Annotated in this window: 16 protein-coding genes; 8 read left to right on the forward strand and 8 right to left on the reverse strand. The window is 68.5% G+C overall.

The features are described 5' to 3' along the window. Positions 1-7: 7 nt before the first annotated feature. Positions 8-907 (reverse strand): translation elongation factor Ts, encoded by a 900-nt coding sequence (gene tsf / locus ACE3OU_RS07825; RefSeq protein ID WP_374240986.1) that lies wholly within the window; start codon positions 905-907, stop codon positions 8-10. Positions 908-982: 75 nt separating this feature from the next. Next, positions 983-1,735 carry a 30S ribosomal protein S2 gene (gene rpsB, locus ACE3OU_RS07830; protein WP_374240987.1) on the reverse strand — a complete coding sequence of 251 codons (753 nt, stop codon included), beginning with the start codon at positions 1,733-1,735 and terminating at the stop codon, positions 983-985. A 336-nt stretch (positions 1,736-2,071) separates the two neighbouring features. Here rpsB and map point away from each other — a divergent pair, with 336 nt between their 5' ends. Together map and ACE3OU_RS07840 are read left to right on the forward strand one after the other, a co-directional pair. Next, positions 2,072-2,890: a type I methionyl aminopeptidase gene (gene map / locus ACE3OU_RS07835; RefSeq protein ID WP_374240988.1), complete on the forward strand. Its 819-nt coding sequence runs from the start codon at positions 2,072-2,074 to the stop codon at positions 2,888-2,890. 9 nt (positions 2,891-2,899) lie between these two features. Next, a complete protein-coding gene (locus ACE3OU_RS07840) occupies positions 2,900-5,482 on the forward strand; it encodes a [protein-PII] uridylyltransferase (protein WP_374240989.1) in 2,583 nt (860 codons plus the stop codon). Between the two features lie 37 nt (positions 5,483-5,519). Here the strand turns inward: ACE3OU_RS07840 and def are convergent, their stop codons facing one another. Continuing rightward, the gene (gene def, locus ACE3OU_RS07845) at positions 5,520-6,053 is read right to left on the reverse strand and encodes a peptide deformylase (protein ID WP_374240990.1); all 534 of its coding nucleotides are present in this window, start codon (positions 6,051-6,053) and stop codon (positions 5,520-5,522) included. Continuing rightward, entirely contained in the window at positions 6,050-6,787 is a 738-nt protein-coding gene (locus tag ACE3OU_RS07850; protein ID WP_374240991.1) for an S-methyl-5'-thioinosine phosphorylase, read from the reverse strand. Before ACE3OU_RS07850 ends, def begins: the two co-directional genes overlap by 4 nt. Before the next feature lie 131 nt (positions 6,788-6,918). Here ACE3OU_RS07850 and typA point away from each other — a divergent pair, with 131 nt between their 5' ends. Next, positions 6,919-8,733 (forward strand): translational GTPase TypA, encoded by a 1,815-nt coding sequence (gene typA, locus ACE3OU_RS07855; RefSeq protein ID WP_374240992.1) that lies wholly within the window; start codon positions 6,919-6,921, stop codon positions 8,731-8,733. A 120-nt stretch (positions 8,734-8,853) separates the two neighbouring features. On the opposite strand, the gene galU is transcribed toward typA, so the two are convergent. Genes galU through smc form a run of 4 tightly spaced genes read right to left on the reverse strand, consistent with a single transcriptional unit; the run spans position 8,854 to position 16,472 of the window. Next, entirely contained in the window at positions 8,854-9,726 is an 873-nt protein-coding gene (gene galU, locus ACE3OU_RS07860) for a UTP--glucose-1-phosphate uridylyltransferase GalU (RefSeq protein WP_374240993.1), read from the reverse strand. Positions 9,727-9,728: 2 nt separating this feature from the next. Then, the gene (ligA, locus tag ACE3OU_RS07865; protein ID WP_374240994.1) at positions 9,729-11,819 is read right to left on the reverse strand and encodes an NAD-dependent DNA ligase LigA; all 2,091 of its coding nucleotides are present in this window, start codon (positions 11,817-11,819) and stop codon (positions 9,729-9,731) included. Positions 11,820-11,831: 12 nt separating this feature from the next. Beyond that, entirely contained in the window at positions 11,832-12,923 is a 1,092-nt protein-coding gene (locus tag ACE3OU_RS07870; RefSeq protein WP_374240995.1) for a cell division protein ZipA C-terminal FtsZ-binding domain-containing protein, read from the reverse strand. A 21-nt stretch (positions 12,924-12,944) separates the two neighbouring features. Beyond that, entirely contained in the window at positions 12,945-16,472 is a 3,528-nt protein-coding gene (gene smc / locus ACE3OU_RS07875; RefSeq protein ID WP_374240997.1) for a chromosome segregation protein SMC, read from the reverse strand. Between the two features lie 240 nt (positions 16,473-16,712). Here smc and dapC point away from each other — a divergent pair, with 240 nt between their 5' ends. The 5 genes from dapC to prmB all read left to right on the forward strand — a co-directional run bounded on the left by dapC (position 16,713) and on the right by prmB (position 22,163). Continuing rightward, entirely contained in the window at positions 16,713-17,927 is a 1,215-nt protein-coding gene (gene dapC, locus ACE3OU_RS07880) for a succinyldiaminopimelate transaminase (RefSeq protein ID WP_374240998.1), read from the forward strand. After that, complete coding sequence (gene dapD, locus ACE3OU_RS07885) at positions 17,924-18,775, forward strand: 2,3,4,5-tetrahydropyridine-2,6-dicarboxylate N-succinyltransferase (RefSeq protein ID WP_374240999.1); 852 nt, start codon at positions 17,924-17,926, stop codon at positions 18,773-18,775. The genes dapC and dapD overlap by 4 nt, the downstream gene beginning before the upstream one ends. 52 nt (positions 18,776-18,827) lie before the next feature. Beyond that, positions 18,828-20,000 (forward strand): PilT/PilU family type 4a pilus ATPase, encoded by a 1,173-nt coding sequence (locus ACE3OU_RS07890; protein WP_374241000.1) that lies wholly within the window; start codon positions 18,828-18,830, stop codon positions 19,998-20,000. Between the two features lie 79 nt (positions 20,001-20,079). After that, positions 20,080-21,225 carry a succinyl-diaminopimelate desuccinylase gene (gene dapE / locus ACE3OU_RS07895; RefSeq protein ID WP_374241001.1) on the forward strand — a complete coding sequence of 382 codons (1,146 nt, stop codon included), beginning with the start codon at positions 20,080-20,082 and terminating at the stop codon, positions 21,223-21,225. Then, positions 21,222-22,163: a 50S ribosomal protein L3 N(5)-glutamine methyltransferase gene (prmB, locus tag ACE3OU_RS07900; RefSeq protein ID WP_374241002.1), complete on the forward strand. Its 942-nt coding sequence runs from the start codon at positions 21,222-21,224 to the stop codon at positions 22,161-22,163. Before dapE ends, prmB begins: the two co-directional genes overlap by 4 nt. Positions 22,164-22,294 lie beyond the last annotated feature (131 nt).

Here is a 22,294-nt window from a genome sequence, read left to right on the forward strand (position 1 = left end):
GACCTTCTTACTTCTGGGCAGCCGCGGCAGCGGCCTGGGCAGCGACTTCAGCGGCGAAGTCGGTCACCTTCTTCTCGATGCCTTCACCCACGATGTACAGGGTGAAACCGGCCACGGAAGCGCCCTTGGCCTTCAGCAGCTGGGCAACGGTCTGCTTGCCGTCCTCGGCCTTGACGAAGACCTGGTCGAGCAGGGTGACGTCCTTCAGGAACTTCTGGACGGTGCCTTCGGCGATCTTCTCGAGCATGGCTTCCGGCTTGCCGGCTTCGCGGGCCTTCTCGATGGCGATGCGGCGCTCGACGTCGAGCAGCTCGGCGGGCACGCCGGAGGCGTCGAGGGACTTCGGCTTGGAAGCGGCGATGTGCATCGCCAGATCCTTGGCCAGGGCTTCGTCGCCGCCGACCACGTCGATCAGCACGCCGATCTTGGAGCCGCCGTGGATGTAGCTGGCCGCGGCACCCTTGGCTTCAGTGCGAACGAAGCGGCGAATGGACATGTTCTCGCCGATCTTGCCGACGAGGGCCTTGCGGACCTCTTCAACGGTCTGGCCGTCGATCTCGAGGGCAGACAGGGCTTCGACGTCGGCCGGGTTCTTGGTGGCGACGAGTTCGGCAACGTTCTTGACGAGGGCCAGGAAGTCGTCGTTCTTGGCGACGAAGTCGGTCTCGCAGTTGACTTCGACCATCGCGCCCAGCTTGGCGTCGGCGGAGATGTAGATGCCGACGATGCCTTCGGCGGTCACGCGGGCGGCAGCCTTGGAGGCCTTGTTGCCCAGCTTGACGCGCAGGATTTCTTCGGCCTTGGCCATGTCGCCAGCGGCTTCGGACAGGGCCTTCTTGCACTCCATCATGGGTGCGTCGGTTTTCTCGCGCAGCTCCTTGACCATGCTTGCGGTGATTTCCGCCATGCTTGCTCCTAGATATCTAATGAATGGTATTCAGTCGGATACTGAATGGGCGCCCGAGGCGCCCATTCAGGGGAATCAGGCCTGCTCTTCGGCGCCGTCGTCGACTTCGACGAACTCGTCGGAACCGGCGGCAACGATTTCCTGGATCACGGCGTTCTTGCCTTCCAGCACGGCATCGGCGACGCCACGGGCGTACAGGCGGATGGCGCGGGAGGAGTCGTCGTTACCCGGGATCACGAAATCGACGCCTTCGGGCGAGTGGTTGGTATCGACCACGGCCACGACGGGGATGCCCAGCTTGTTGGCTTCGGTGATGGCGATCTTGTGGTAGCCGACGTCGATGACGAACAGGGCGTCCGGCAGGCCGCCGAGCTCCTTGATGCCGCCGAGGCTCTTCTGCAGCTTCTCTAGCTCACGGGAGGCCATCAGGGCTTCCTTCTTGGAGAGGCGCTCGACGGAGCCGTCCTCGACCATGGCTTCCATGTCCTTCAGGCGCTTGATCGAGACCTTCACGGTCTTGAAGTTGGTCAGCATGCCGCCGAGCCAGCGCTCGTCGACGAAGGGCATGCCGGCGCGGCTCGCTTCTTCAGCGATGATCTCGCGGGCCTGGCGCTTGGTACCGACGAACAGGATGGTGCCGCGATTGGCAGCCAGCTTGCGCACGAAATCCATCGCCTCGTTGTACTTGACGAGGGTCTTTTCGAGGTTGACGATATGGATCTTGTTGCGCTGACCGAAGATGAACGGGGCCATCTTCGGGTTCCAGAAACGGGTTTGATGGCCGAAGTGGACGCCCGCTTCGAGCATTTGACGCATGGTGACAGACATTGCTTGACTCCAAGTACTGAGGTTTGACCGCCGTCCGGTCTGCGCCTCCGCCCAATGCGGAGGAACGCTATGCCGCAGCCGACCTGCCCCGCAAAGGGCGCCGGAAGCCTGAAGAGCTTTCCTGGCCGGCCGCCGGACCCCAATGGGCCGGACGTGTGTATTTTTGCCCGGCAACATGCCAGACAAGCCCGTGATTGTAGCAGCATCCCATGATCCGCCTCAAGACCGGCGGCAAATGGCATCGGGCGGCCACCGGACGCGGGCGGGCCGATTGCCCGGCGGGGCGGCTTGAGCTAGCCTAGGCGTTCCAAAGCCCCCAACAGAAATACAGTATCCATGAGCGTCACCATCAAAACGCCCGAAGAAATCGAAAAAATGCGTGTCGCGGGCCGGCTCGCCTCGGAAGTCCTGGACTACATCGAGCCCTTCATCAAGCCCGGCATCAGCACCGGCGAACTCGACAAACTCTGCCACGACTACATGGTCGATGTGCAGGGCTGCATCCCGGCACCCCTCAATTACTGCCCGCCCGGCTACACGCCCTACCCCAAGTCGATCTGCACCTCGGTCAATCACCAGGTCTGCCACGGCGTGCCCAGCGAAAAGGTGCTGCTCAAGAAGGGCGACATCGTCAACCTCGACATCACCGTCATCAAGGACGGCTACCACGGCGACACCAGCCGCATGTTCACGGTCGGCGGCGACACCAGCATCCGCGCGAAGCGCCTGTGCCAGATCACCTACGAGTGCATGTGGCTGGGCATCGCCCAGGTCAGGCCCGGCGCCCACCTGGGCGACATCGGCCACGCCATCCAGAAGCACGCCGAGGGCAACGGCTTCTCGGTGGTGCGCGAGTTCTGCGGCCACGGCATCGGCGCCAACTTCCACGAAGACCCCCAGGTGCTGCACTACGGCAAGCCCGGCACCGGCATCGAACTCAAGCCCGGCATGATCTTCACGATCGAGCCGATGATCAACGCCGGCAAGGCCGCGATCTCCGAGCTGCCCGACGGCTGGACCATCGTCACCCGCGACCGCAGCCTGTCGGCCCAGTGGGAGCACATGGTGCTCGTCACCGAGACCGGGGTCGAAGTGCTGACCCTCTCCGCCGGCAGCCCGGCGCGCCCGGACATCGTCGCCAAGCTCCTGCCCTGAGCACTCCCCATGCCCGACAGCCCCACCCCGGACGCCAGCCGCGAACTGATCAACCGCTGCAAGGCGCGCCTCAAGAGCGGCAGCGAGGCGCTCCGCAGCGCCTATGAAGCCCACCCCCGCACCGAGCCCATCCTGAAGGGGCGCTCGCGCCTGGTCGATGGCGTGCTCCTCGAGATCTGGCAATCCTTCGGCCTGCCGCCGTCGGCCGCGCTGGTGGCGGTGGGCGGCTACGGGCGCGAGGAGCTCTTCCCGTGCTCCGACGTGGACCTCCTGTTCCTCCTCGAGGAGGCCCCCGACGAGGACACCTGCGAGCGCCTGACCCAGATGATCGGGCTGTTCTGGGACATCGGGCTGGACATCGGGCACAGCGTGCGGACCATCGCCGAATGCATCGACGAGGCCGGCCGCGACATCACGGTGCTCACCAACCTCCTCGAAGCGCGCCTCGTCGGTGGCAACGCGCGGCTGTTCGCCCTCTTCGAGACCACGCTGCGCAGCCAGGTGAATCCGGGCCAGTTCTTCAAGGCCAAGCGCCTGGAGCAGGACCAGCGCCACACCCGCCACGACGACACGCCCTACTCCCTCGAGCCCAACTGCAAGGAGAGCCCCGGCGGCCTGCGCGACCTGCAGCTGATCGGCTGGATCAGCCGCGCCGCCGGCTTTGGCACCCACTGGCGCGACCTCGCCCGGCGCCACCTGATCACCCCCTACGAAGCCACCGAGCTGCGCGAGCTCGAACGCTTCCTGCAGCATGTGCGGATACGCCTGCATCACCTCACCGGCCGCCGCGAGGACCGCCTGCTCTTCGACCACCAGGAGCGGCTCGCCCGCCTGTTCGGCTGCGAGGGCACCGACGTCCGCCGGGCGTCGGAAGTCTTCATGCAGGAGTACTACCGCACGGCCAAGAAGGTCACCCAGCTCAACGCCATCCTGATGCTCAACTTCGGGGTGGCCTTCTTCCCCGACCGGCACCCGGTGGCGATCAACATCAACGAGCGCTTCCAGTGCGTGCGCGAGCTCCTCGACGTACGTGACGAGGGCGTCTTCGTCCGCCACCCCGGCGCGCTGCTCGAATGCTTCCTGCTCCTGCAGCAGCGCTCCGAACTGAAGGGCATGACCGCCCGCACCCTGCGGGCCCTGTGGCACGGCCGCAAGCTGATCAACGCCGACTTCCGCCGCGACCCGGCCAACCGGGCGATGTTCCTGCGCCTGCTGCAGCAGAAGCGCGGCGTGATCCAGGAAATGCGGCGGATGAACAAGTACGGCATCCTGAGCTATTACCTGCCCGCCTGGCGGCGCATCGTCGGCCAGATGCAGCACGACCTGTTCCATGTGTACACCGTGGATCAGCACATCATGCAGGTGCTGCGCAACGTGCGCCGCCTGATGGTCGCCGAGCACGCCCACGAATACCCGATGATGACGCGCCTCGCCACCAGCTTCGAGAAGCCGTGGCTGATCTACATCGCGGCGCTGTTCCACGACATCGCCAAGGGGCGCGGGGGCGACCACTCCCGACTCGGCATGAAGGACGCGCGCGACTTCTGCGTCGCCCACGGCCTCGACGAAACCGACACCGAGCTGGTCGAATGGCTGGTCGGCCAGCACCTGTCGATGTCCAACGTCGCCCAGAAGCAGGACCTCTCCGACCTCGAGGTCATCCAGCGTTTCGCCGCCCTGGTCAAGACCGAGCGGCGGCTCACCGCGCTGTACATCCTGACCCACGCCGACATCCGCGGCACCAGCCCCAAGGTGTGGAACGGCTGGAAGGGCAAGCTCCTCGAAGACCTGTTCCTGGCCACCCAGCGCCTGCTGCGCGGCGCCACCCCGCAACAGGCCCTGGGCACCCCCGTCCGCCAGGACGAGGCCCGCAACCTGCTGCGCTACTACGGCCTGCGCCCGGGCACCGAAGACGCCCTGTGGGCCCAGTTCGACACTGTTTACTTCATGCGCCACGACCCCGAGGAGATCGCCTGGCACACGCGCATGCTGTATTACCGCGTCGAAACCGAGGAGCCGGTGGTCAAGGCCCGCCCGAGCCAGAGCAGCGAGGGCCTGCAGGTGATGGTGTACATGCGCGACAGCGGCGACCTCTTCATGCGGCTGTGCGGCTTCTTTGCCCGGCTCGGCTTCACCATCGCCGACGCCAAGATCCACACCACCCGCAACGGCTACGCCCTCGACAGCTTCGTGCTGCTCGACCCGGGCCAGGAGATACACTACCGCGATCTCATCAACCTGCTCGAACACGATCTCGCCGAACGCCTCAAGAGCGACTCCCCGGCCGACCGTCCGGCCGGCGGGCGGCTGCCCCGCGAGGTCAAGCACTTCCCGATCACCCCGACGGTGAACATCCGCCCCGACGAACGCGGGCAGCACTACATCATGTCGGTCACCGCCGCCGACCGCCCCGGGCTGCTGTTCGGCATCGCCGAGACGCTGGTGCGCCACGGCATCAACCTGCACACGGCCAAGATCGCCACCCTCGGGGCACGCATCGAGGATACCTTCCTGATCAGCGGGCCCGGCCTCGGCCACGACTCGGACGTCGTCCGGATCGAAACCGAGCTGCTCGAAAAGCTGGCGATCTGAACGCCACCGCCGGCGCCCTGGGGTGCCGGCCGGCGGCTCAGTCGTCCGCCGCCACCAAACCGTCCGGAAACAGCACCTCGGTGAAGCCGAAGCGCGAGAAATCCCGCACCCGCATGGGGTAGAGGACGCCGTCCAGGTGGTCGCACTCATGCTGCACCACGCGGGCATGAAAGCCCGTGGCGATGCGGTCGATGGGCTGGCCGGCGGCGTCGAAGCCGGTGTAGCGCAGGCGCGTCCAGCGCGGCACCCAGCCCCGCAGGCCGGGCACCGACAGGCAGCCCTCCCAGCCGCCCGCCTCCTCCGCGCCGAGGGGCGTGAGCTGCGGATTGATCAGCACCGTGTCGGGCACCGCCGCCGCGTCCGGGTAGCGCGGGTTCGCGCCGCCACCGAAGATCACCACCCGCAGATCGACGCCGATCTGCGGCGCCGCCAGCCCCGCCCCCGACAGCGCCGCCATGGTGTCGCGCATGTCGGCCAGCAGCCCCGCCAGCTCGGGCGTGCCGAAGGCCTCCACCGGCCGGGCGCGCCGCAGCAGGCGCGGGTCGCCCATGCGCAGGACGTCGCGGATCATACGGTGCACAGATGCTCGAGCACCTTGCGGACACGCCCCATCGCCTCGTGGAGCACGGTCTCGATGCTGTCGAAGCAGATCCGCTGGGAGCTGTCGGCGCGGCCGGCGGCGTAGTTGGCCACCACGTTGATCGCCGCGTAAGGGATGCCCAGCTCGCGGGCCAGGGCGGCCTCGGGCATGCCGGTCATCCCCACCACGTCGGCGCCATCCCGCGCCAGGCGGTTGATCTCGGCGGCCGTCTCGAGGCGCGGACCCTGGGTCGCGGCATACACCGCGCCGTCGAAGACCTTCTCGCCAGCCGCCGCACCGGCCGCCAGGATGCGCCGGCGCACCGCCGCGTCGTAGGGCTCGGTGAAGTCGATATGCACCACGGGCTCGTCCAGCCCCTCGTGGAAGGTGCTCTTGCGGCCCCAGGTGTAGTCGATGATCTGGTCGGGCACCACCAGCGTGCCGGGGCACAGGTCGGCGCGGATACCCCCCACCGACGCCACCGAGATGATGACCTCCGCCCTGGCCTCCTTCAGCGCCCACAGGTTGGCCTGGTAGTTGACCTGATGGGGCGGGATGGTGTGGCCGTAGCCGTGGCGGGCCAGGAAGACCACCGGCTGCTCGCACAGGCGCCCGAAGGTCAGCGCCCCGGACGGCTCGCCATAGGGAGTGCGAACCACCTCCCGGCGCACCACGTTGAGGTTCGCCAGTTGCGTCAAACCACTACCGCCAATAATCGCCAGCATGCCGGGCTGCTCCTAGAAAGCCGAATCGGGCCGGAATCTTAGCACGCGACACCCGTGACGCCGGTGATGCTGCATTGCGAAAAGACGTGCTAAAATTTTGGGTTTACAAGCACTTTCCGGTATCCAACCCCATGTCCCGCGCCATCCGCAACATTGCAATCATCGCCCACGTCGACCACGGCAAGACCACCCTCGTCGACCAGCTCCTGCGCCAGTCCGGCACCTTCCGTGAAAACCAGCAGGTCAGCGAACGCATCATGGACTCGGGGGATATCGAAAAAGAACGCGGCATCACCATCCTGTCCAAGAACTGCGCGATCCAGTACGGCGACACCCACATCAACATCGTCGACACCCCGGGCCACGCCGACTTCGGCGGCGAGGTCGAGCGCGTGCTCTCCATGGTCGACAGCGTGCTGCTGCTGGTTGACTCGGTCGAAGGCCCGATGCCCCAGACCCGCTTCGTGACCCGCAAGGCCCTGGCCCTCGGCCTCAAGCCGATCGTCGTGATCAACAAGATCGACCGTCCGGGCGCCCGCCCCGACTGGGTCATCAACCACACCTTCGACCTCTTCGACAAGCTCGGCGCCACCGACGAGCAGCTCGACTTCCCGATCATCTACGCCTCCGGCCTCAACGGCTTCGCGATGGAAAACCTCGACGACGAGCGCACCGACATGCGCCCGCTGTTCGAAGCCATCCTCAAGCACGTGCCGGCCCCCGAAGTCGACGCCGACGGCCCGCTGCAGATGCAGGTCTGCTCCCTCGACTACTCCACCTACATGGGCCAGATCGGCATCGGCCGCATCAAGCGCGGCCGCATCAAGCCCAACCAGGAAGTCGTGGTCATGTACGGCGACGAGAACCGCGGCAAGGGCAAGGTCAGCCAGATCCTCACCTTCAAGGGCCTGGAGCGCAGCCCCGCCGAAGTCGCCGAGGCCGGCGACATCGTGCTGGTGGCCGGCATCCAGCAGGTCAACATCGGCGTCACCCTGTGCGACCCCGACTGCCTCGAGGGCATGACCCCGATCGCCGTCGACGAACCCACGCTCACCATGAACTTCATGGTCAACTCCTCGCCGCTGGCCGGCCGCGAAGGCAAGTTCGTCACCAGCCGCCAGATCCGCGAGCGCCTCGAAAAAGAGCTGCTCAAGAACGTCGCCCTGCGCGTCAACTTCACCAGCGACTCCGACACCTTCGAGGTCTCCGGCCGTGGCGAACTGCACCTCACCATCCTCCTCGAGAACATGCGCCGCGAAGGCTACGAGCTGGCCGTCGGCCGCCCGCGCGTGGTGTTCAAGGAGATCGACGGTGTCAAGTGCGAGCCCTACGAGATGCTCACCGTCGACGTCGAAGAAGAACACCAGGGCGGCGTGATGGAAGAGCTCGGCCGCCGCCGTGGCGAACTCCAGGACATGCAGCCGGACGGCAAGGGCCGCGTGCGCCTCGAATACCGCATCCCGGCCCGCGGCCTGATCGGCTTCCAGGGCGAGTTCCTCACCATGACCCGCGGCACCGGCCTCGCCAGCCACGTGTTCGACGACTACGGCCCGATGGCCGGCCAGATGGCCGAGCGCCGCAACGGCGTGCTGATCTCCCAGAACGACGGCGAGGCCGTGGCCTACGCCCTGTGGAACCTGCAGGACCGCGGCCGCATGTTCGTGAGCCCGGGCGACGCGCTGTACGAAGGCATGATCATCGGCATCCACACCCGCGACAACGACCTGGTGGTGAACCCGATCAAGGGCAAGCAGCTGACCAACGTGCGTGCCTCCGGCACCGACGAAGCCGTGCGCCTGATCAACCCGATCCAGCTGACCCTCGAATCCGCCATCGAGTTCATCGCCGACGACGAGATCGTCGAGATCACCCCCAAGAACATCCGCCTGCGCAAGCGCTTCCTCAAGGAGCACGAGCGCAAGCGCGCGTCCCGCGAAGAGGCATGATCGCTACCCGCCGGGGTTCACGCCCCGGGTAGCCAATAAAAAGCGCGGCTCGAAGGCCGCGCTTTTTTTGTGCCGTCAGCGGCGGGGCTGTCCCCCGCCGGCCGCAGAGAGGCCCCGCCCTCAGCTGCGGGAAGCCAGGTAGGCGGCGAACTCGGCGCTCACCTCGGGATGCTTCAGCGCGAGTTCGACGGTGGCCTGCAGGTAGCCCAGCTTGGAGCCGCAGTCGTAGCGGGTGCCCTTGAACTGATAGGCCAGCACCGCCTCTTCCTTGAGGAGCGAGGCGATCGCGTCGGTGAGCTGCAGCTCGCCGCCGGCGCCCGGCTTGAGCTGGCGCAGATGCTCGAAGATGCGCCCGGTCAGGATGTAGCGCCCCACCACCGCCTGGGTGGACGGCGCCTCCTCGGGCTTCGGCTTCTCGACGATGCCGGTGACGCGCTGGATGTCGCCCACGTCGCGCTCCGTGCTGACGATGCCGTACTGGCGCGTCTGGGCCAGCGGCACATTCATCACGCCGAGCACCGAGCAGCGGTTGTAGTTGTACACGTCCACCATCTGCTTCATCACCGGCGAGGCGCCCTCGCCGTCGAGCAGATCGTCGGCGAGCAGCACCGCGAAAGGCTCGTCGCCCACCACCGGCGCCGCGCACAGCACCGCGTGGCCGAGGCCGAGGGCCTCCGCCTGGCGGATGTAGATGCAGTTGACGTGGGACGGCACGGTGTCGCGGACGATCTTCAGCAGCTCAGTCTTGCCGCGGTTCTCGAGCTCGGTCTCGAGCTCGTAGGCCTTGTCGAAGTGGTCCTCGATGGCGCGCTTCGAGCGGCCGGTGATGAAGACCAGGTCGGTCACCCCCGCCGCCACCGCCTCCTCGACCGCGTACTGGATCAGGGGCTTGTCCACGATGGGCATCATCTCCTTGGGGCTGGCCTTGGTGGCCGGCAGGAAACGGCTGCCGAGACCCGCCACCGGGAAGACCGCCTTCGTCACTTTCTTCATCGTCACTCTCCGAATAATTCCGCCTGCCCAGCCGGGCCCTGCGCCGGCCCCAACAGGGCGCGCAGGGCGTCTTCGTCCAGCACCGCGACGCCCAGCTGCTGCGCCTTGTCGAGCTTGCTGCCGGCATCCGCGCCGGCCACCACGTAATCCGTCTTCTTCGACACCGACCCGGCCACCTTGCCGCCGGCCGCCTCGATCATCGCCGCCGCCTCGTCGCGGCGCAGGGTCGGCAGCGTGCCGGTGAGCACGAAGGTCTTGCCGGCAAAGCGCCCGTCCACCGGGCGGGCCGCACCCTCCCCCTCGGCCCAGCGCATCTCCCGCCGCAGCGCGGCGATCACGTCGCGGTTATGGGGCTCGGCAAAGAACTCGCTGATGCACTTCGCTACCACCGGGCCCACGTCGGGCACCTGCAGCAGGGCTGCCTCGTCGGCCGCCAGCAGGGCATCGAGATTGCCGAAGTGACGGGCCAGATCCTTGGCGGTCGTCTCGCCGACGTTGCGGATGCCCAGCGCGAAGATGAAGCGGGCCAGGGTCGTGTCACGGCTCTTCCCGATGGCCGCGAGCAGGTTGGCGGCGGATTTCTCGCCCATCCGCTCGAGGCCCGCGAGGGAAACCGCGTTGATGCGCCCGGCATCATACAGGTCGGCCGGTGTGCGGACCATGCCTCCCGTCACGAGCTGCGTTACGATTTGTTCCCCGAGCCCGTCGATGTCCACCGCCCGGCGCCCGGCGAAGTGCAGCAGGGCCTGCCGGCACTGGGCCGGGCAGAACAGGCCGCCGGTGCAGCGGGCCACCGCCTCGTCCTCGCCGCGCACCACGTGGGAGCCGCATTCGGGGCACTTGTGGTCGATGGAGGCCAGCAGATCGAAGCGCGGCAGTTCGCCGTCGCGCCGCTCGGGGATGGCCCCGACCACCTCGGGAATCACGTCGCCGGCCCGGCGCACCACCACCCAGTCGCCGATGCGCACATCCTTGCGGTCGATCTCGCCCTGGTTGTGGAGCGTGGCGTTGGTGACCGTGACCCCGCCGACGAACACCGGCTCCAGACGCGCCACCGGGGTGATCGCCCCGGTGCGGCCCACCTGCACGTCGATGCCCAGCAGGCGGGTCGCCACCTCCTGGGCCGGATACTTGTGGGCCACCGCCCAGCGCGGCTCACGGGAGACAAAGCCGAGTTCCTGCTGGCGGATCAGCGAATCCACCTTATAAACAACGCCGTCGATGTCGAAGGGCAGGCTGGGCCGCAGCGCCGCCATCTCGGTGTGGAAGCGCGCAAGGCCCTCCGGCCCGACGGAAGTGCAGCGGTGCTCGCACACCGGCAGGCCGCAGGCAGCCAGCGCATCGAGGATGCCGCTGTGGGTGTCGGGCATCGGCCAGCCCTGCACCTCACCGAGCCCGTAGGCGTAAAAGGACAGCGGGCGCCGCGCGGTGATGCCCGGGTCGAGCTGACGCAGGCTGCCGGCCGCCGCATTGCGGGGGTTGACGAACACCTTCTGGCCCTCCGCCGCCTGGGCCGCGTTGAGGCGCTCGAAGTCGTCGCGGCGCATGTAAATCTCGCCGCGCACCTCGAGCACCGGCGGCGCCTCGCCCTGGAGGCGCAGCGGGATCTGCCGCACGGTGCGCACGTTGCGGGTCACGTCCTCGCCGGTACTACCGTCGCCGCGGGTCGCCGCCAGCACCAGCAGGCCGTCTTCGTAGCGCAGGTTGATGGCGAGGCCGTCGAATTTGAGCTCGGCCGCATAGACCAGCGGCGGGGCCTCGTCGTCGAGGCCCAGTGCCCGGCGCACGCGGGCGTCGAAGGCGATCGCGCCCTGCTCGGTGGTGTCGGTCTCGGTGCGGATCGACAGCATCTGCACCCGGTGGGCCACCGGCAGCAGCTCGGGAGACGGCGCGCCGCCGACCCGCTGGGTGGGCGAGTCGGGGCTCAGGAGCTCGGGATGGGCGAGCTCCAGGGCCTGGAGCTCGCGGAACAGGCGGTCGTACTCGGCGTCGGGGACGGTCGGCGCGTCGAGGACGTAATAGGCGTGGTCATGGGCCTGCAGCTCCGCGCGCAGGGCGTCCACCCGCGCACGGAGTTCCGGACTGGCAGCCATCGGCCGGCCCGATCAGGCGAAGAGGCGCAGGGCCAGCGGCGAACCGGCCGGGATGCCGTGCTCGGCCATCTGGCCCTGGAACTGTTCGATCTGGCTGCGGATCATGCCCGCCGCCTTGTCGCCGAGGGGCGAGCGGTTGTCGTCCACCACCACGCCGCCGAGGGCGTCGGCGACATGCTGGGCGAGCTTCATCATGCGCTCGAAGGCGCGCACGCCGTCGGCCACGCGGGGCACGTCGAGGATGAGGGTGACGCCCTGGGTCGTCATGCTGCGCATCCCCTCGGCAGTGAACAGCACCGGCTCGAGGTTGGAGAAGACAAACTCGGTCGCCCCCTTGTCGTCGCGGGCATGGAAGCTGCCGTCGCCCAGCAGCTCCAGCCCGGCGGTCTGCAGCAGGCCGCTCAGCTTGGCGCCGGGAAGGGCCCGGTCGCGGGCCAGCACGTTGACGCCGATCTGGATGTCGACGCCGGCGCAGAACTGGTCGAGGGCCGCGCCGCGGGCCACCGCCTCGGCCCGGGCCGGCAGCAGCGGGATCGCCATGAAGGCATCGCAGACCCGCTGCAGCCCCGCCGCCAGCTGGGCCAGCTCGCCCTCGGACGCCGCGCCGCGGCGGTCGACCAGCTGAAGCGCAGCGCACAGCCAGTGGTAGCGGGAAGCGCCGTGGGGGTTGAGGGGCTCCCAGCGGTTGTCGGTGTCGGAAAAGCCGAACCAGCGCAGGGGCTTGCCGATGCCGTCGAGGTGCTGGGCGGCGGCATGGCAGAACTGGCCGGCCACCACGGACTCGATGGACTCGATGCGCACCACCCAGTCGGCGCGCTCGTCCACCTCGGGCGGCAGCAGCGGGACCCGGCGGGCGCTGGCGTCGCGGAGCTCCTGCTCGGAGGGCGCGGGGCGCGGCGGCGCCTCGCCGGCGATCACCGGCTCCAGGCGATCGGCGCCCGGCGCGGCCGGCTCACCGACCACCGGCTCCTGCAGGCCCACGTTGGCGAGGGCCTCGGCGGCCTTGCGCTGCTTGCGCTCCTGCCACTTGTTCAACGCAAAGATACCGACGACGACCACGCCGCCGGCACCGATCAAACCCATCTGCAACTCACTGATCGACATCGCTGTTCCTTGTTTACTGCGTCAGGCTGCGACCGTCTCGGCCAGACGCAGCGCTTCTTCGATATCCACTTCCACCACCCGCGACACCCCTTGCTCCTGCATCGTCACCCCCACCAGCTGCTGCGCGATCTCCATGGTGATCTTGCTGTGGCTGATGAAGATGAACTGGGTCTGCGACGACATGCGCTTGACCATCTGGCAGTAACGCTCGGTGTTGGAGTCGTCGAGCGGGGCATCCACCTCATCCAGCATGCAGAAGGGCGCCGGATTGAGCTGGAACATCGAGAACACCAGCGCAATCGCGGTCAGGGCCTTTTCGCCGCCCGAGAGCAGCTGGATGGAACTGTTCTTCTTGCCCGGCGGCTGGGCGACGATGGAGATGCCCGCATCGAGGATCTCGTCGCCGGTCAGGACCAGCCGCGCTTCACCGCCGCCGAACAGCATGGGAAACAGGCTGCCGAAGTGGTGATTGACGGTATTGTACGTCTCCTGCAACTGTTCCCGCGTTTCCCTGTCGATGCGCCGGATCGCGTCCTCGAGGGTCTCGATGGCGCCGAGCAGGTCTTCGGCCTGGACGTCCAGGTAGGTCTTGCGCTCGGAGGCGCTGCGCAGCTCGTCGAGGGCGGCGAGGTTGACCGCCCCCAGCTCGGCGATCTCCCGCCCGAGACGGGCAAGTTCGCGCTGCAGCGAGCCTTCCTTGAGGTCGGCGGTGAGCAGCGGCAGCAGGCGGGCCTCGTCGGCCTGGGCCTCCTCGAGGCGGGCGGCGTGCTGCCCCTCGGCCAGCTCGGCGGCCTGCACGCGCAGGCGCAGGTCGGCGACGCGCTCCCGCTGGGGCGCCGCGGCGTGCTCGGTGCGCTGGCGGTCTTCCTCGAGGCCGCGCAGCAGCGCATTGGCGCCCTCCAGGGTGTTGCGGCTCTCGGCCAGCGCGGCCTCGCGGGCGGCGCGCAGCGCGACGGCTTCCTGCAGCGCGTTCGCCACCGAGACCTCGTCGATCTCCAGCAGCGTCTCGCGGCGCTCGGTGAGCTCGTCGGCGATGCGCTCCAGCTGCTCGCCGGCCAGCGCCCGGTTGCGGGCGATATCGCCGAGCTTGCTGGCGCATTCCCGCTCGGAATGACGGGCCTCCTGCAGCTCACGGGCCAGGGCCTGTTCAAGGGCGCGGGTCTCCCGCAGGCTGCTCTCGCGCTCGCGGCGGACGGCCTCGGCGGCGTCGAGCCGGCCGCGCTGCAGCTCGGCCATCTCGCGGGCCCGTTCGAGCTCGGTCTCGGAGCGCATCAGGCGGTCGCGTTCGGCCTGTTCGCCGTGGGCGATCTCGTCGAGGTCGCGCTCGATCTGGCCACAGCGCTCCTCGAAGCGCATCCGCGCCTGGTTGAGCTTGAGCACCTCGACCTGCTCGGAATGGACCCGCGCCTGCAGCGCCTGGGCGTCGCGGCGCAGGCCGCTGAGGCTGTCCTGCACCTGGGCCGCCACGGCCTCGGCCTCGGCCACCGCCTCGTGGGCCAGGGCGGCGGCTTCCTGAGCGCGCTCGACGTCGGCGGCCAGCTGGTCGATCTCGCGCTGGCGCTCGATGACGCCGTGGGTGCGGGAGTCGGGGGCGTAATGGACCAGCGCGTGGCGGCTGAGCAGCCGCCCCTCCCGGGAGACCAGCGTGACGCCCGGCGGCAGCTCGGCGCGGCGGGCCAGCCAGGCGCCCAGATCATCGGCCACGAAGACCCGCGCCAGCCAGCCGGCCAGCACGCCGGCAAGCGCCGCATCGTCGGTGCCGATCCGGGCCAGCAGGGGCTGGGTGCCGGCGGGCGCCTCGCAGGCGTCGGCGTCGGCCGGCAGGCCCGCCAGCAAAAAGGCGAAGGCGCCGGGTACCTTGTCGCCCAGTGCCGCCAGCGCGGCCTGGCCGTCGTCGGCGGGCAGCGCGGCGAGGCGTTCGCGCAGCACGGCCTCGAGGGCCAGCTCCCAGCCGGCCTCCACGCGGACGCGCTGCCACAGGGGCTTGAGGGCATCCAGGCGGTGGCGCTTGAGCCAGTCGCCCAGCTGGCCCTGGACCTGCACCTTGTTCTGCAGCTGCACCAGGGCGTCGCGGCGGGCCTTGAGTTCGGTGGCCTGGCGCTGGGCCTGACGTTCGGCGTCGACGGCCTGCCGGAGGGCCTGCTGGGCCGCGGGCAGGCGGGCCTGGGCGTCGGCGATGTCGCCCTGCTGGCGCTCCAGGGTGTCCTCGGCCTCGGCCAGCGCCGCCTCGCGCTCGGCCAGCAGGCGCAGGTCGGGGGCCTGTACCGAGGCCTGCTCCTGCTGCAGGCGGGCGCGGCGCTGGGCCAGCGCGTCGAGGCTGCGCTGGCCGGCCTGGCGGTGGGTCTCCTCGACGCGGATCTGCTGCTCGGCCTGGTTGAGCTCGCGGCGCACCGCGGCGGCGGTGGCGTCGGCGCCGCGCAGGGCCTCCTCGGCCTCGGGCAGGCGGTCGGCGGCCTCCAGATGGCGGGCCTCGGCCTGCTCGGCGCGCAGCGCAGCGTTTTCCTGCAGGGCCTCCCAGCGCTCGGCCTCGGCAGCGAGGTTGTCGAGCTGGCTGCGCCACTGGGCGTCGTCCCGCTCCAGCTGGGCGAGGCGGCTCTCCAGCAGGCGCCGGCTGTCGCGCAGGCGGGCCAGCTCGCCCTCCAGGCGGGTGAGCTCGGAGCTCACCGCGTAAAGGGCGCCCTGGGCCTGCTGCACGCCCTCGTTGGCGGAGAACTGGGCCTCGCGGGCGGTCTCGAGGCGGCCTTCGAGCTCCTGCAGGTGGGCCGAGTCGGCCTCGATGCGGCGGGTCGCGTCGGCCAGCTCCTCGGCGAGGCGGGTGCGCTCGGCCCGGGCCTCGTTGCGCTTCATCAGCCACAGCAGGTTCTGGCGCTCGGAGAGGGTGGCGTTGAGGGTGCGGAACTTCTCGGCCACCGCGGCCTGGACTTCGAGGCGGCCGATCTGCTGGCCGAGCTCGTTGCGGATGTCCTCGAGGCGGGTGAGGTTGTCGCGGGCGTCGGATAACCGGCCCTCGGTCTCCTTGCGGCGCTCCCGGTACTTGGTGACGCCGGCGGCCTCCTCCAGGAAGCCGCGCACCTCTTCGGGCCGCGCCTCGATGATCCGCGAGATCATCCCCTGCTCGATGATCGCGTAGGCCCGCGGCCCGAGGCCGGTGCCGAGGAACAGGTCGATCACGTCCTTGCGGCGGACCTGGATACCATTGATGTAATAGGTGGACTCGCCGCTGCGGTCGAGCACGCGCTTCACCGCCACCTCGGCGTAGGGCTTCCACTGACCGGCGGCCTTGCCCTCGGCGTTGTCGAAGACCAGCTCGACGCTGGCCCGCGAGACCGGCTTGCGGGTGGTCGAGCCGTTGAAGATCACGTCCTGCATCGAGCCGCCGCGCAGGGCCGAGGCCCGCGACTCGCCGAGCACCCAGCGCACCGCGTCGATGATGTTGGACTTGCCGCAGCCGTTCGGCCCCACCACGCCCACCAGATTGCCCGGCATGAGCACGGTCGTCGGGTCGACGAAGGTCTTGAAACCGGCAAGTTTTAGTTTGGCGAGACGCACGGAAGTCCGATGAAATGCGCTGAATCTGTGGGTTGGAACCAGGTTTTGCCGGCGGGTGGGCAAGCAAATATGCTGCACCGCCGCATAAACCGCGGTCGCTATAATACCATCCGGCCGAAACGTGGCCAGCGGGCGCTTGAACGACCCGGCCGGGCGCACCGGGCACCGCCTCCGCGCGGCCCCCGCCCGCGGCACCTTCTTCATGCCCCCAGCGGGCCGAATACAGGAACTCCCCCCAACGTGAATCCGCACCTCGACGAACTCCAGCCCTACCCCTTCGAAAAGCTGCGCAAGCTCTTCGACGGCCTCACCCCGCCGGCCGAGCTGGCGCCGATCCGCCTGTCCATCGGCGAGCCCCAGCACGCCACCCCGGCCTTCATCCGCCAGAGCCTGATCGACAACCTGGGCGGCCTCGCCAACTACCCGACCACCCAGGGCTCCGACGCCCTGCGCCAGTCCATTTCCAGCTGGCTCGAGCGCCGCTTCAAGCTGCCCAAGGTCAATGCCGCGACCCAGGTGCTGCCGGTCAATGGCTCCCGCGAGGCCCTGTTCGCCTTCGCCCAGTGCGTGATCGACGGCGCCCGGCCCGACGCGCTGGTGCTGTGCCCCAACCCGTTCTACCAGATCTACGAGGGCGCGGCCTACCTGGCCGGCGCCAAGCCGTATTTCGTCAACAACCTGCCGGGCAACGATTTCGCGTCCGACTTCGCGGCGGTGCCCGAGTCGGTGTGGCAGCGCGTCCAGCTGGTCTTCGTGTGCTCCCCGGGCAACCCCACCGGCAAGCTGCTGTCGCTGGCCGAATGGCAGACGCTGTTCGAGCTGTCCGACCGCCACGGCTTCATCATCGCCGCCGACGAGTGCTATTCCGAGATCTACTTCGACGACGCCCACCTGCCCGTCGGCGGCCTCGAGGCGGCCCACCGCCTCGGCCGCAGCGACTTCCGCAACGTGGTGATGTTCTCCAGCCTCTCGAAGCGCTCCAACGTGCCGGGGATGCGCTCCGGCTTCGTCGCCGGCGACGCCGAGGTGCTCAAGCGCTTCCTGCTCTACCGCACCTACCACGGCTGCGCCATGAGCCCCGCCGTGCAGGCCGCCTCCGCCGCCGCCTGGAACGACGAAGCCCACGTCATCGAGAACCGCCGCCTCTACCGCGAGAAATTCGCCCAGGTCACCCCGATGCTCGCCGAGCACCTGCAGGTGAGCCTGCCCGACGCCAGCTTCTACCTGTGGGCGAGGGTCGATCACCTGGGCCTTTCCGACACCGAGTTCGCCCGCCGGCTGCAGGCTGAATATAATGTGACGGTTCTGCCCGGCAGCTTCCTCGCCCGCGAGGCCCACGGGGTCAACCCGGGTGCCGGCTTCGTGCGCATCGCGCTGGTCGCCGACCTGGCAGAGTGCGTCGAGGCGGCCCGCCGCATCGCCGCCTTCGCCCAACAACTTTCGAATAATCCATGAGCGTACTCGTCCATATCATGCCCCATCACGAACACCCCTTTGCCGCCATCATCGAAGACCTGTGGGAGCGCCGCGCCGAGCTGTCCCCCACCACCGCGACGAGCGAGCAGCTGCGCGCCATCGAGCACATCATTGACGACCTCGACCAGGGCAAGCTGCGCGTCGCCGAGAAGATCAACGGCGAGTGGGTCACCCACCAGTGGATCAAGAAGGCCGTGCTGCTGTACTTCCGCACCCACGACAACAAGGTGCTGTCCGGCGGCGACACCCGCTACTACGACAAGGTCCCGACCAAGTTCGACAACTACACCGAGCACGACTTCCAGCACGGCGGCTTCCGTGTGGTGCCCAACGCCGTCGCGCGCAAGGGCAGCTTCATCAGCAAGGGCGTGGTGCTGATGCCCTCCTACGTGAACATCGGCGCCTATGTCGGTGAAGGCACGATGGTCGACACCTGGGCCACCGTCGGCTCCTGCGCCCAGATCGGCAAGAACGTGCACCTTTCCGGCGGCGTGGGCATCGGCGGCGTGCTCGAACCGCTGCAGGCCAACCCGACCATCATCGGCGACAACTGCTTCATCGGCGCCCGCTCCGAGGTCGTCGAGGGCGTCATCGTCGAGGACAACTGCGTGATCTCGATGGGCGTCTACATCGGCCAGAGCACCAAGATCTACGACCGCGCCACCGGCGAAGTCATGTACGGCCGCGTCCCCGAAGGCTCGGTGGTCGTCAGCGGCAACCTGCCCTCCGCCGACGGCAAGTACAGCCTCTACTGCGCCGTGATCGTCAAGAAGGTTGACGCCCAGACCCGCGCCAAGACCAGCATCAACGAGCTGCTGCGCGACTGACCCCACTCCCGGGCCGCCCGCGGGCGGCCCCTGTTCGATTGCGGCCCGCCCGATGATCATCGACAAGCTATTCGCCCTGATGGCCGAAAAGAAGGCCTCGGACATCTTCATCACGGTCGGCACGCCGATCCACATCAAGATCGACGGCAACACGCTGCCGATCAACCAGCAGGCCATGGATCCGACGATGATCCACCGCATGGCCTACGAAATGATGACGCCGGAGCAGGTGGAACGCTTCGAGAGCACCCGGGAGATGAATCTCTCCTTCGGGCGCCGCGACATGGGCAACTTCCGGGTCAACATCTTCTGGCAGCGCAACAGCATCGCCATCGTCGTGCGCTACATCGCCGGCGACATCCCCAAGCTCGAACACCTCGGCCTGCCGCCGGTGCTCTCCGACGTCATCATGGAGAAGCGCGGGCTGGTGCTGGTCGTCGGGGCCACCGGCTCCGGCAAGTCCACCACCATCGCCTCGATGCTCGACTACCGCAACGAGCACCGCTCCGGCCACATCCTGACCATCGAAGACCCGATCGAATATCTGTTCAAGCACAAGATGTCGATCGTGAACCAGCGCGAGATCGGCTCCGACACCACCGACTGGCACAACGCCCTCACCAACGCGATGCGCCAGGCGCCCGACTGCATCCTGATCGGCGAGATCCGCGACCGCGAGACCATGGCCGCCGCCCTCGCCTACGCGCAGACGGGCCACCTGTGCCTCGCCACGCTGCACGCCAACAACGCCTACCACGCCCTCAACCGGATCTTCAGCTTCTTCCCGACCGACGGGCGCACCCTGCTGTCCCTCGACCTGGCCGCCACGCTCAAGTGCATCATCTCCCAGCGCCTCGTCAAGCGCCCCGACGGCGGGCGCATCCCGGCCGTCGAGATCCTGCTCAACTCGCGCCAGGTGACCGAGCTCATCGAGCGCGGCGAGATCTCCGGCATCCGCGAAGCCATGGAGCAGAGCCTGGCCCAGGGCTCGCGCACCTTCGAGCAGGATCTGTTCCGCCTCTACAAGGACAAGATCATCACCCTCGAAGAGGCCCTCGCCAACTCCGACTCGCCCACCAACCTGTCGTGGCTGATCAACAACGCCCAGTTCGGCAACGGCGGCGCCGACAAGGCCGCCAAACCGGCCAGCGGCATCGACTTCGAGACCACCAACCCGGACGGCTCCTCGTTCAGCGAGTTCACCCTCCAGCTCGACAACGACTGACCCGGGCCACGCCCCGCAGCGCCCGGCCGCGCCGCCCACGCTCGCGCCGCCCGGGCCTGCCGACGACCGACCTTCCCCCATGACCACGCCCACCCTCGACCTCACCCGCACCCTCATCGCCCGCCCCTCGGTGACCCCCGAAGACGCCGGCTGCCTCGAACTCATCGCCGCCCGCCTGGCGCCCCTCGGCTTCGTCTGCGAACGCATCGACGGCGGCGGCGTCAGCAACCTGTGGGCCCGCCGGGGCACCGCCGCGCCGGTGGTGGTGTTTGCCGGCCACACCGACGTCGTGCCCACCGGCCCCCTCGACGCCTGGCACTCCCACCCCTTCGAGCCCACCGAGCGCGACGGCATGCTCTTCGGCCGCGGCGCCGCCGACATGAAATCCTCCCTGGCCGCCTTCGTGACCGCCATCGAGGCCTTCGTCGCGGCCCACCCCGACCACGCCGGCTCCATCGCCCTGCTGCTCACCTCCGACGAAGAAGGCGACGCCACCCACGGCACCACCCTGGTGGTCGAGACCCTCAAGGCCCGCGGCGAGACCCTCGACTACTGCATCGTCGGCGAGCCCACCTCCTCGGCCACCCTCGGCGACACCATCAAGAACGGCCGCCGCGGCAGCCTGTCGGGCAAGCTCACCGTGAAGGGCGTGCAGGGCCACATCGCCTACCCCCAGCTCGCCAGGAACCCCATCCACCTCGCCGCCCCAGCCCTGGCCGAACTCGCCGCCGAGGTGTGGGACGCGGGCAACGAATACTTCCCGCCCACCTCGTGGCAGATGTCCAACATCAAGGCCGGCACCGGCGCCACCAACGTCATCCCGGGCACGCTGGAAGTCATGTTCAACTTCCGCTTCGCCACGGTGCACACCGCCGAGGCCCTCAAGGCCCGCGTGCATGCGATCCTCGACCGCCACGGCCTCGACTACGACCTCGCCTGGACCCTCGGCGGCAAGCCCTTCCTGACCCCCCGCGGCACCCTCGTCGCGGCCCTCGAAGGGGCGATCCGCGACACCCTGGCGATCACCCCCGAGCTGTCCACCACTGGCGGCACCTCCGACGGCCGCTTCATCGCCGAGATCTGCCCCCAGGTCGCCGAGTTCGGCCCGGTGAACGCCACCATCCACAAGCTCAACGAGTGCATCGCCGTCGACGCCATCGAGCCCCTCTCGGCCATCTACCGGCGCACCCTCGAAAACCTGCTCACCGCATCGGACAAGGCATGACCCACGATCACGATACCGCCCACGACGACGACCACGATCACGAACACGAGCACGGCCCGCTGGCCGAGCTCGTCACCGTGCGCGACTGGCTGCGCTACGCCGTCACCCGCTTCAACCGCGCCGGCTGCTTCTACGGCCACGGCCTGCAGGACGCCTACGACGAGGCCGTCTACCTCATCCTGCACACCCTGGCGCTGCCCCTCGACCGCCTGGAGCCCTTCCTCGATGCCTGCATCCCCGGCGACGAGCGCGAGGACATCCTCGAGGTCATCGAGAAGCGCGCCGTCGACCGCCTGCCCGCCGCCTACATCACCGGCGAGGCCTGGCTGGGCGAGTTCCGCTTCGAGGTGGACAAGCGGGTCATCATCCCCCGCTCCTACTTCGCCGAGCTGCTCCACGACGGCTTCAGCCCGTGGGTTCAGGACCCCGAAGCCGTCACCGCGGCGATGGACATGTGCACCGGCTCCGGCTGCCTGGCGATCCTGATGGCCTTCGCCTTCCCCAACGCCGAGATCGTCGCCGTGGACATCTCCCAGGACGCCCTCGACGTGGCCGCCGCCAACATCGCCGCCTACGGCCTCGAAGACCGCATCCGCCTCGTCAAGTCGGACGGCTTCGCCCAGGTGCCCGAGCAACGCTTCGACTTCATCCTCAGCAACCCGCCCTACGTCACCCGCGAGGCGATGGAGGCCCTGCCGGCCGAATACCTCCACGAGCCCGGCCTCGCCCTCGGCTCCGGCGAGGACGGCCTCGACCTGGTGCGCAAGCTGCTGGCCGACGCCCCCCGCTACCTCGCCCCCGAGGGCCTGCTGGCCATCGAGGTCGGGCACAACCGGGAGATCGTCGAGGAGGCCTTCCCGACCCTGTCGCCCACATGGTTATCGGCCCCCAGCGGCGACGACAAGATTTTTATCCTCGAAGCGGGTCAATTGTTGTAAAACAGGGGGGCTGGTGAGGATTCGGTCAACCCCACCAGCCCCCGATGCTGCCTATGATCTTGCATGGCTCGAAATTACTGTTTTCAGCATTTAAAACAGGTTTCGATAAAAATGACAAAGGCAAGGTCAAG

It is taken from the genome of Zoogloea sp. (assembly GCF_041908905.1).
GTDB lineage: Bacteria > Pseudomonadota > Gammaproteobacteria > Burkholderiales > Rhodocyclaceae > Zoogloea.

Coding starts and splice junctions, on each gene's coding strand:
- def (WP_374240990.1), bottom strand. CDS start 6,053: ATGATCCGCGACGTCCTGCGCATGGGCGACCCGCGCCTGCTGCGGCGC.
- prmB (WP_374241002.1), top strand. CDS start 21,222: ATGACCCACGATCACGATACCGCCCACGACGACGACCACGATCACGAA.
- dapD (WP_374240999.1), top strand. CDS start 17,924: ATGAGCGTACTCGTCCATATCATGCCCCATCACGAACACCCCTTTGCC.
- ACE3OU_RS07840 (WP_374240989.1), top strand. CDS start 2,900: ATGCCCGACAGCCCCACCCCGGACGCCAGCCGCGAACTGATCAACCGC.
- typA (WP_374240992.1), top strand. CDS start 6,919: ATGTCCCGCGCCATCCGCAACATTGCAATCATCGCCCACGTCGACCAC.
- map (WP_374240988.1), top strand. CDS start 2,072: ATGAGCGTCACCATCAAAACGCCCGAAGAAATCGAAAAAATGCGTGTC.
- ligA (WP_374240994.1), bottom strand. CDS start 11,819: ATGGCTGCCAGTCCGGAACTCCGTGCGCGGGTGGACGCCCTGCGCGCG.
- rpsB (WP_374240987.1), bottom strand. CDS start 1,735: ATGTCTGTCACCATGCGTCAAATGCTCGAAGCGGGCGTCCACTTCGGC.
- tsf (WP_374240986.1), bottom strand. CDS start 907: ATGGCGGAAATCACCGCAAGCATGGTCAAGGAGCTGCGCGAGAAAACC.
- ACE3OU_RS07850 (WP_374240991.1), bottom strand. CDS start 6,787: ATGCTGGCGATTATTGGCGGTAGTGGTTTGACGCAACTGGCGAACCTC.
- dapE (WP_374241001.1), top strand. CDS start 20,080: ATGACCACGCCCACCCTCGACCTCACCCGCACCCTCATCGCCCGCCCC.
- galU (WP_374240993.1), bottom strand. CDS start 9,726: ATGAAGAAAGTGACGAAGGCGGTCTTCCCGGTGGCGGGTCTCGGCAGC.
- ACE3OU_RS07890 (WP_374241000.1), top strand. CDS start 18,828: ATGATCATCGACAAGCTATTCGCCCTGATGGCCGAAAAGAAGGCCTCG.
- ACE3OU_RS07870 (WP_374240995.1), bottom strand. CDS start 12,923: ATGTCGATCAGTGAGTTGCAGATGGGTTTGATCGGTGCCGGCGGCGTG.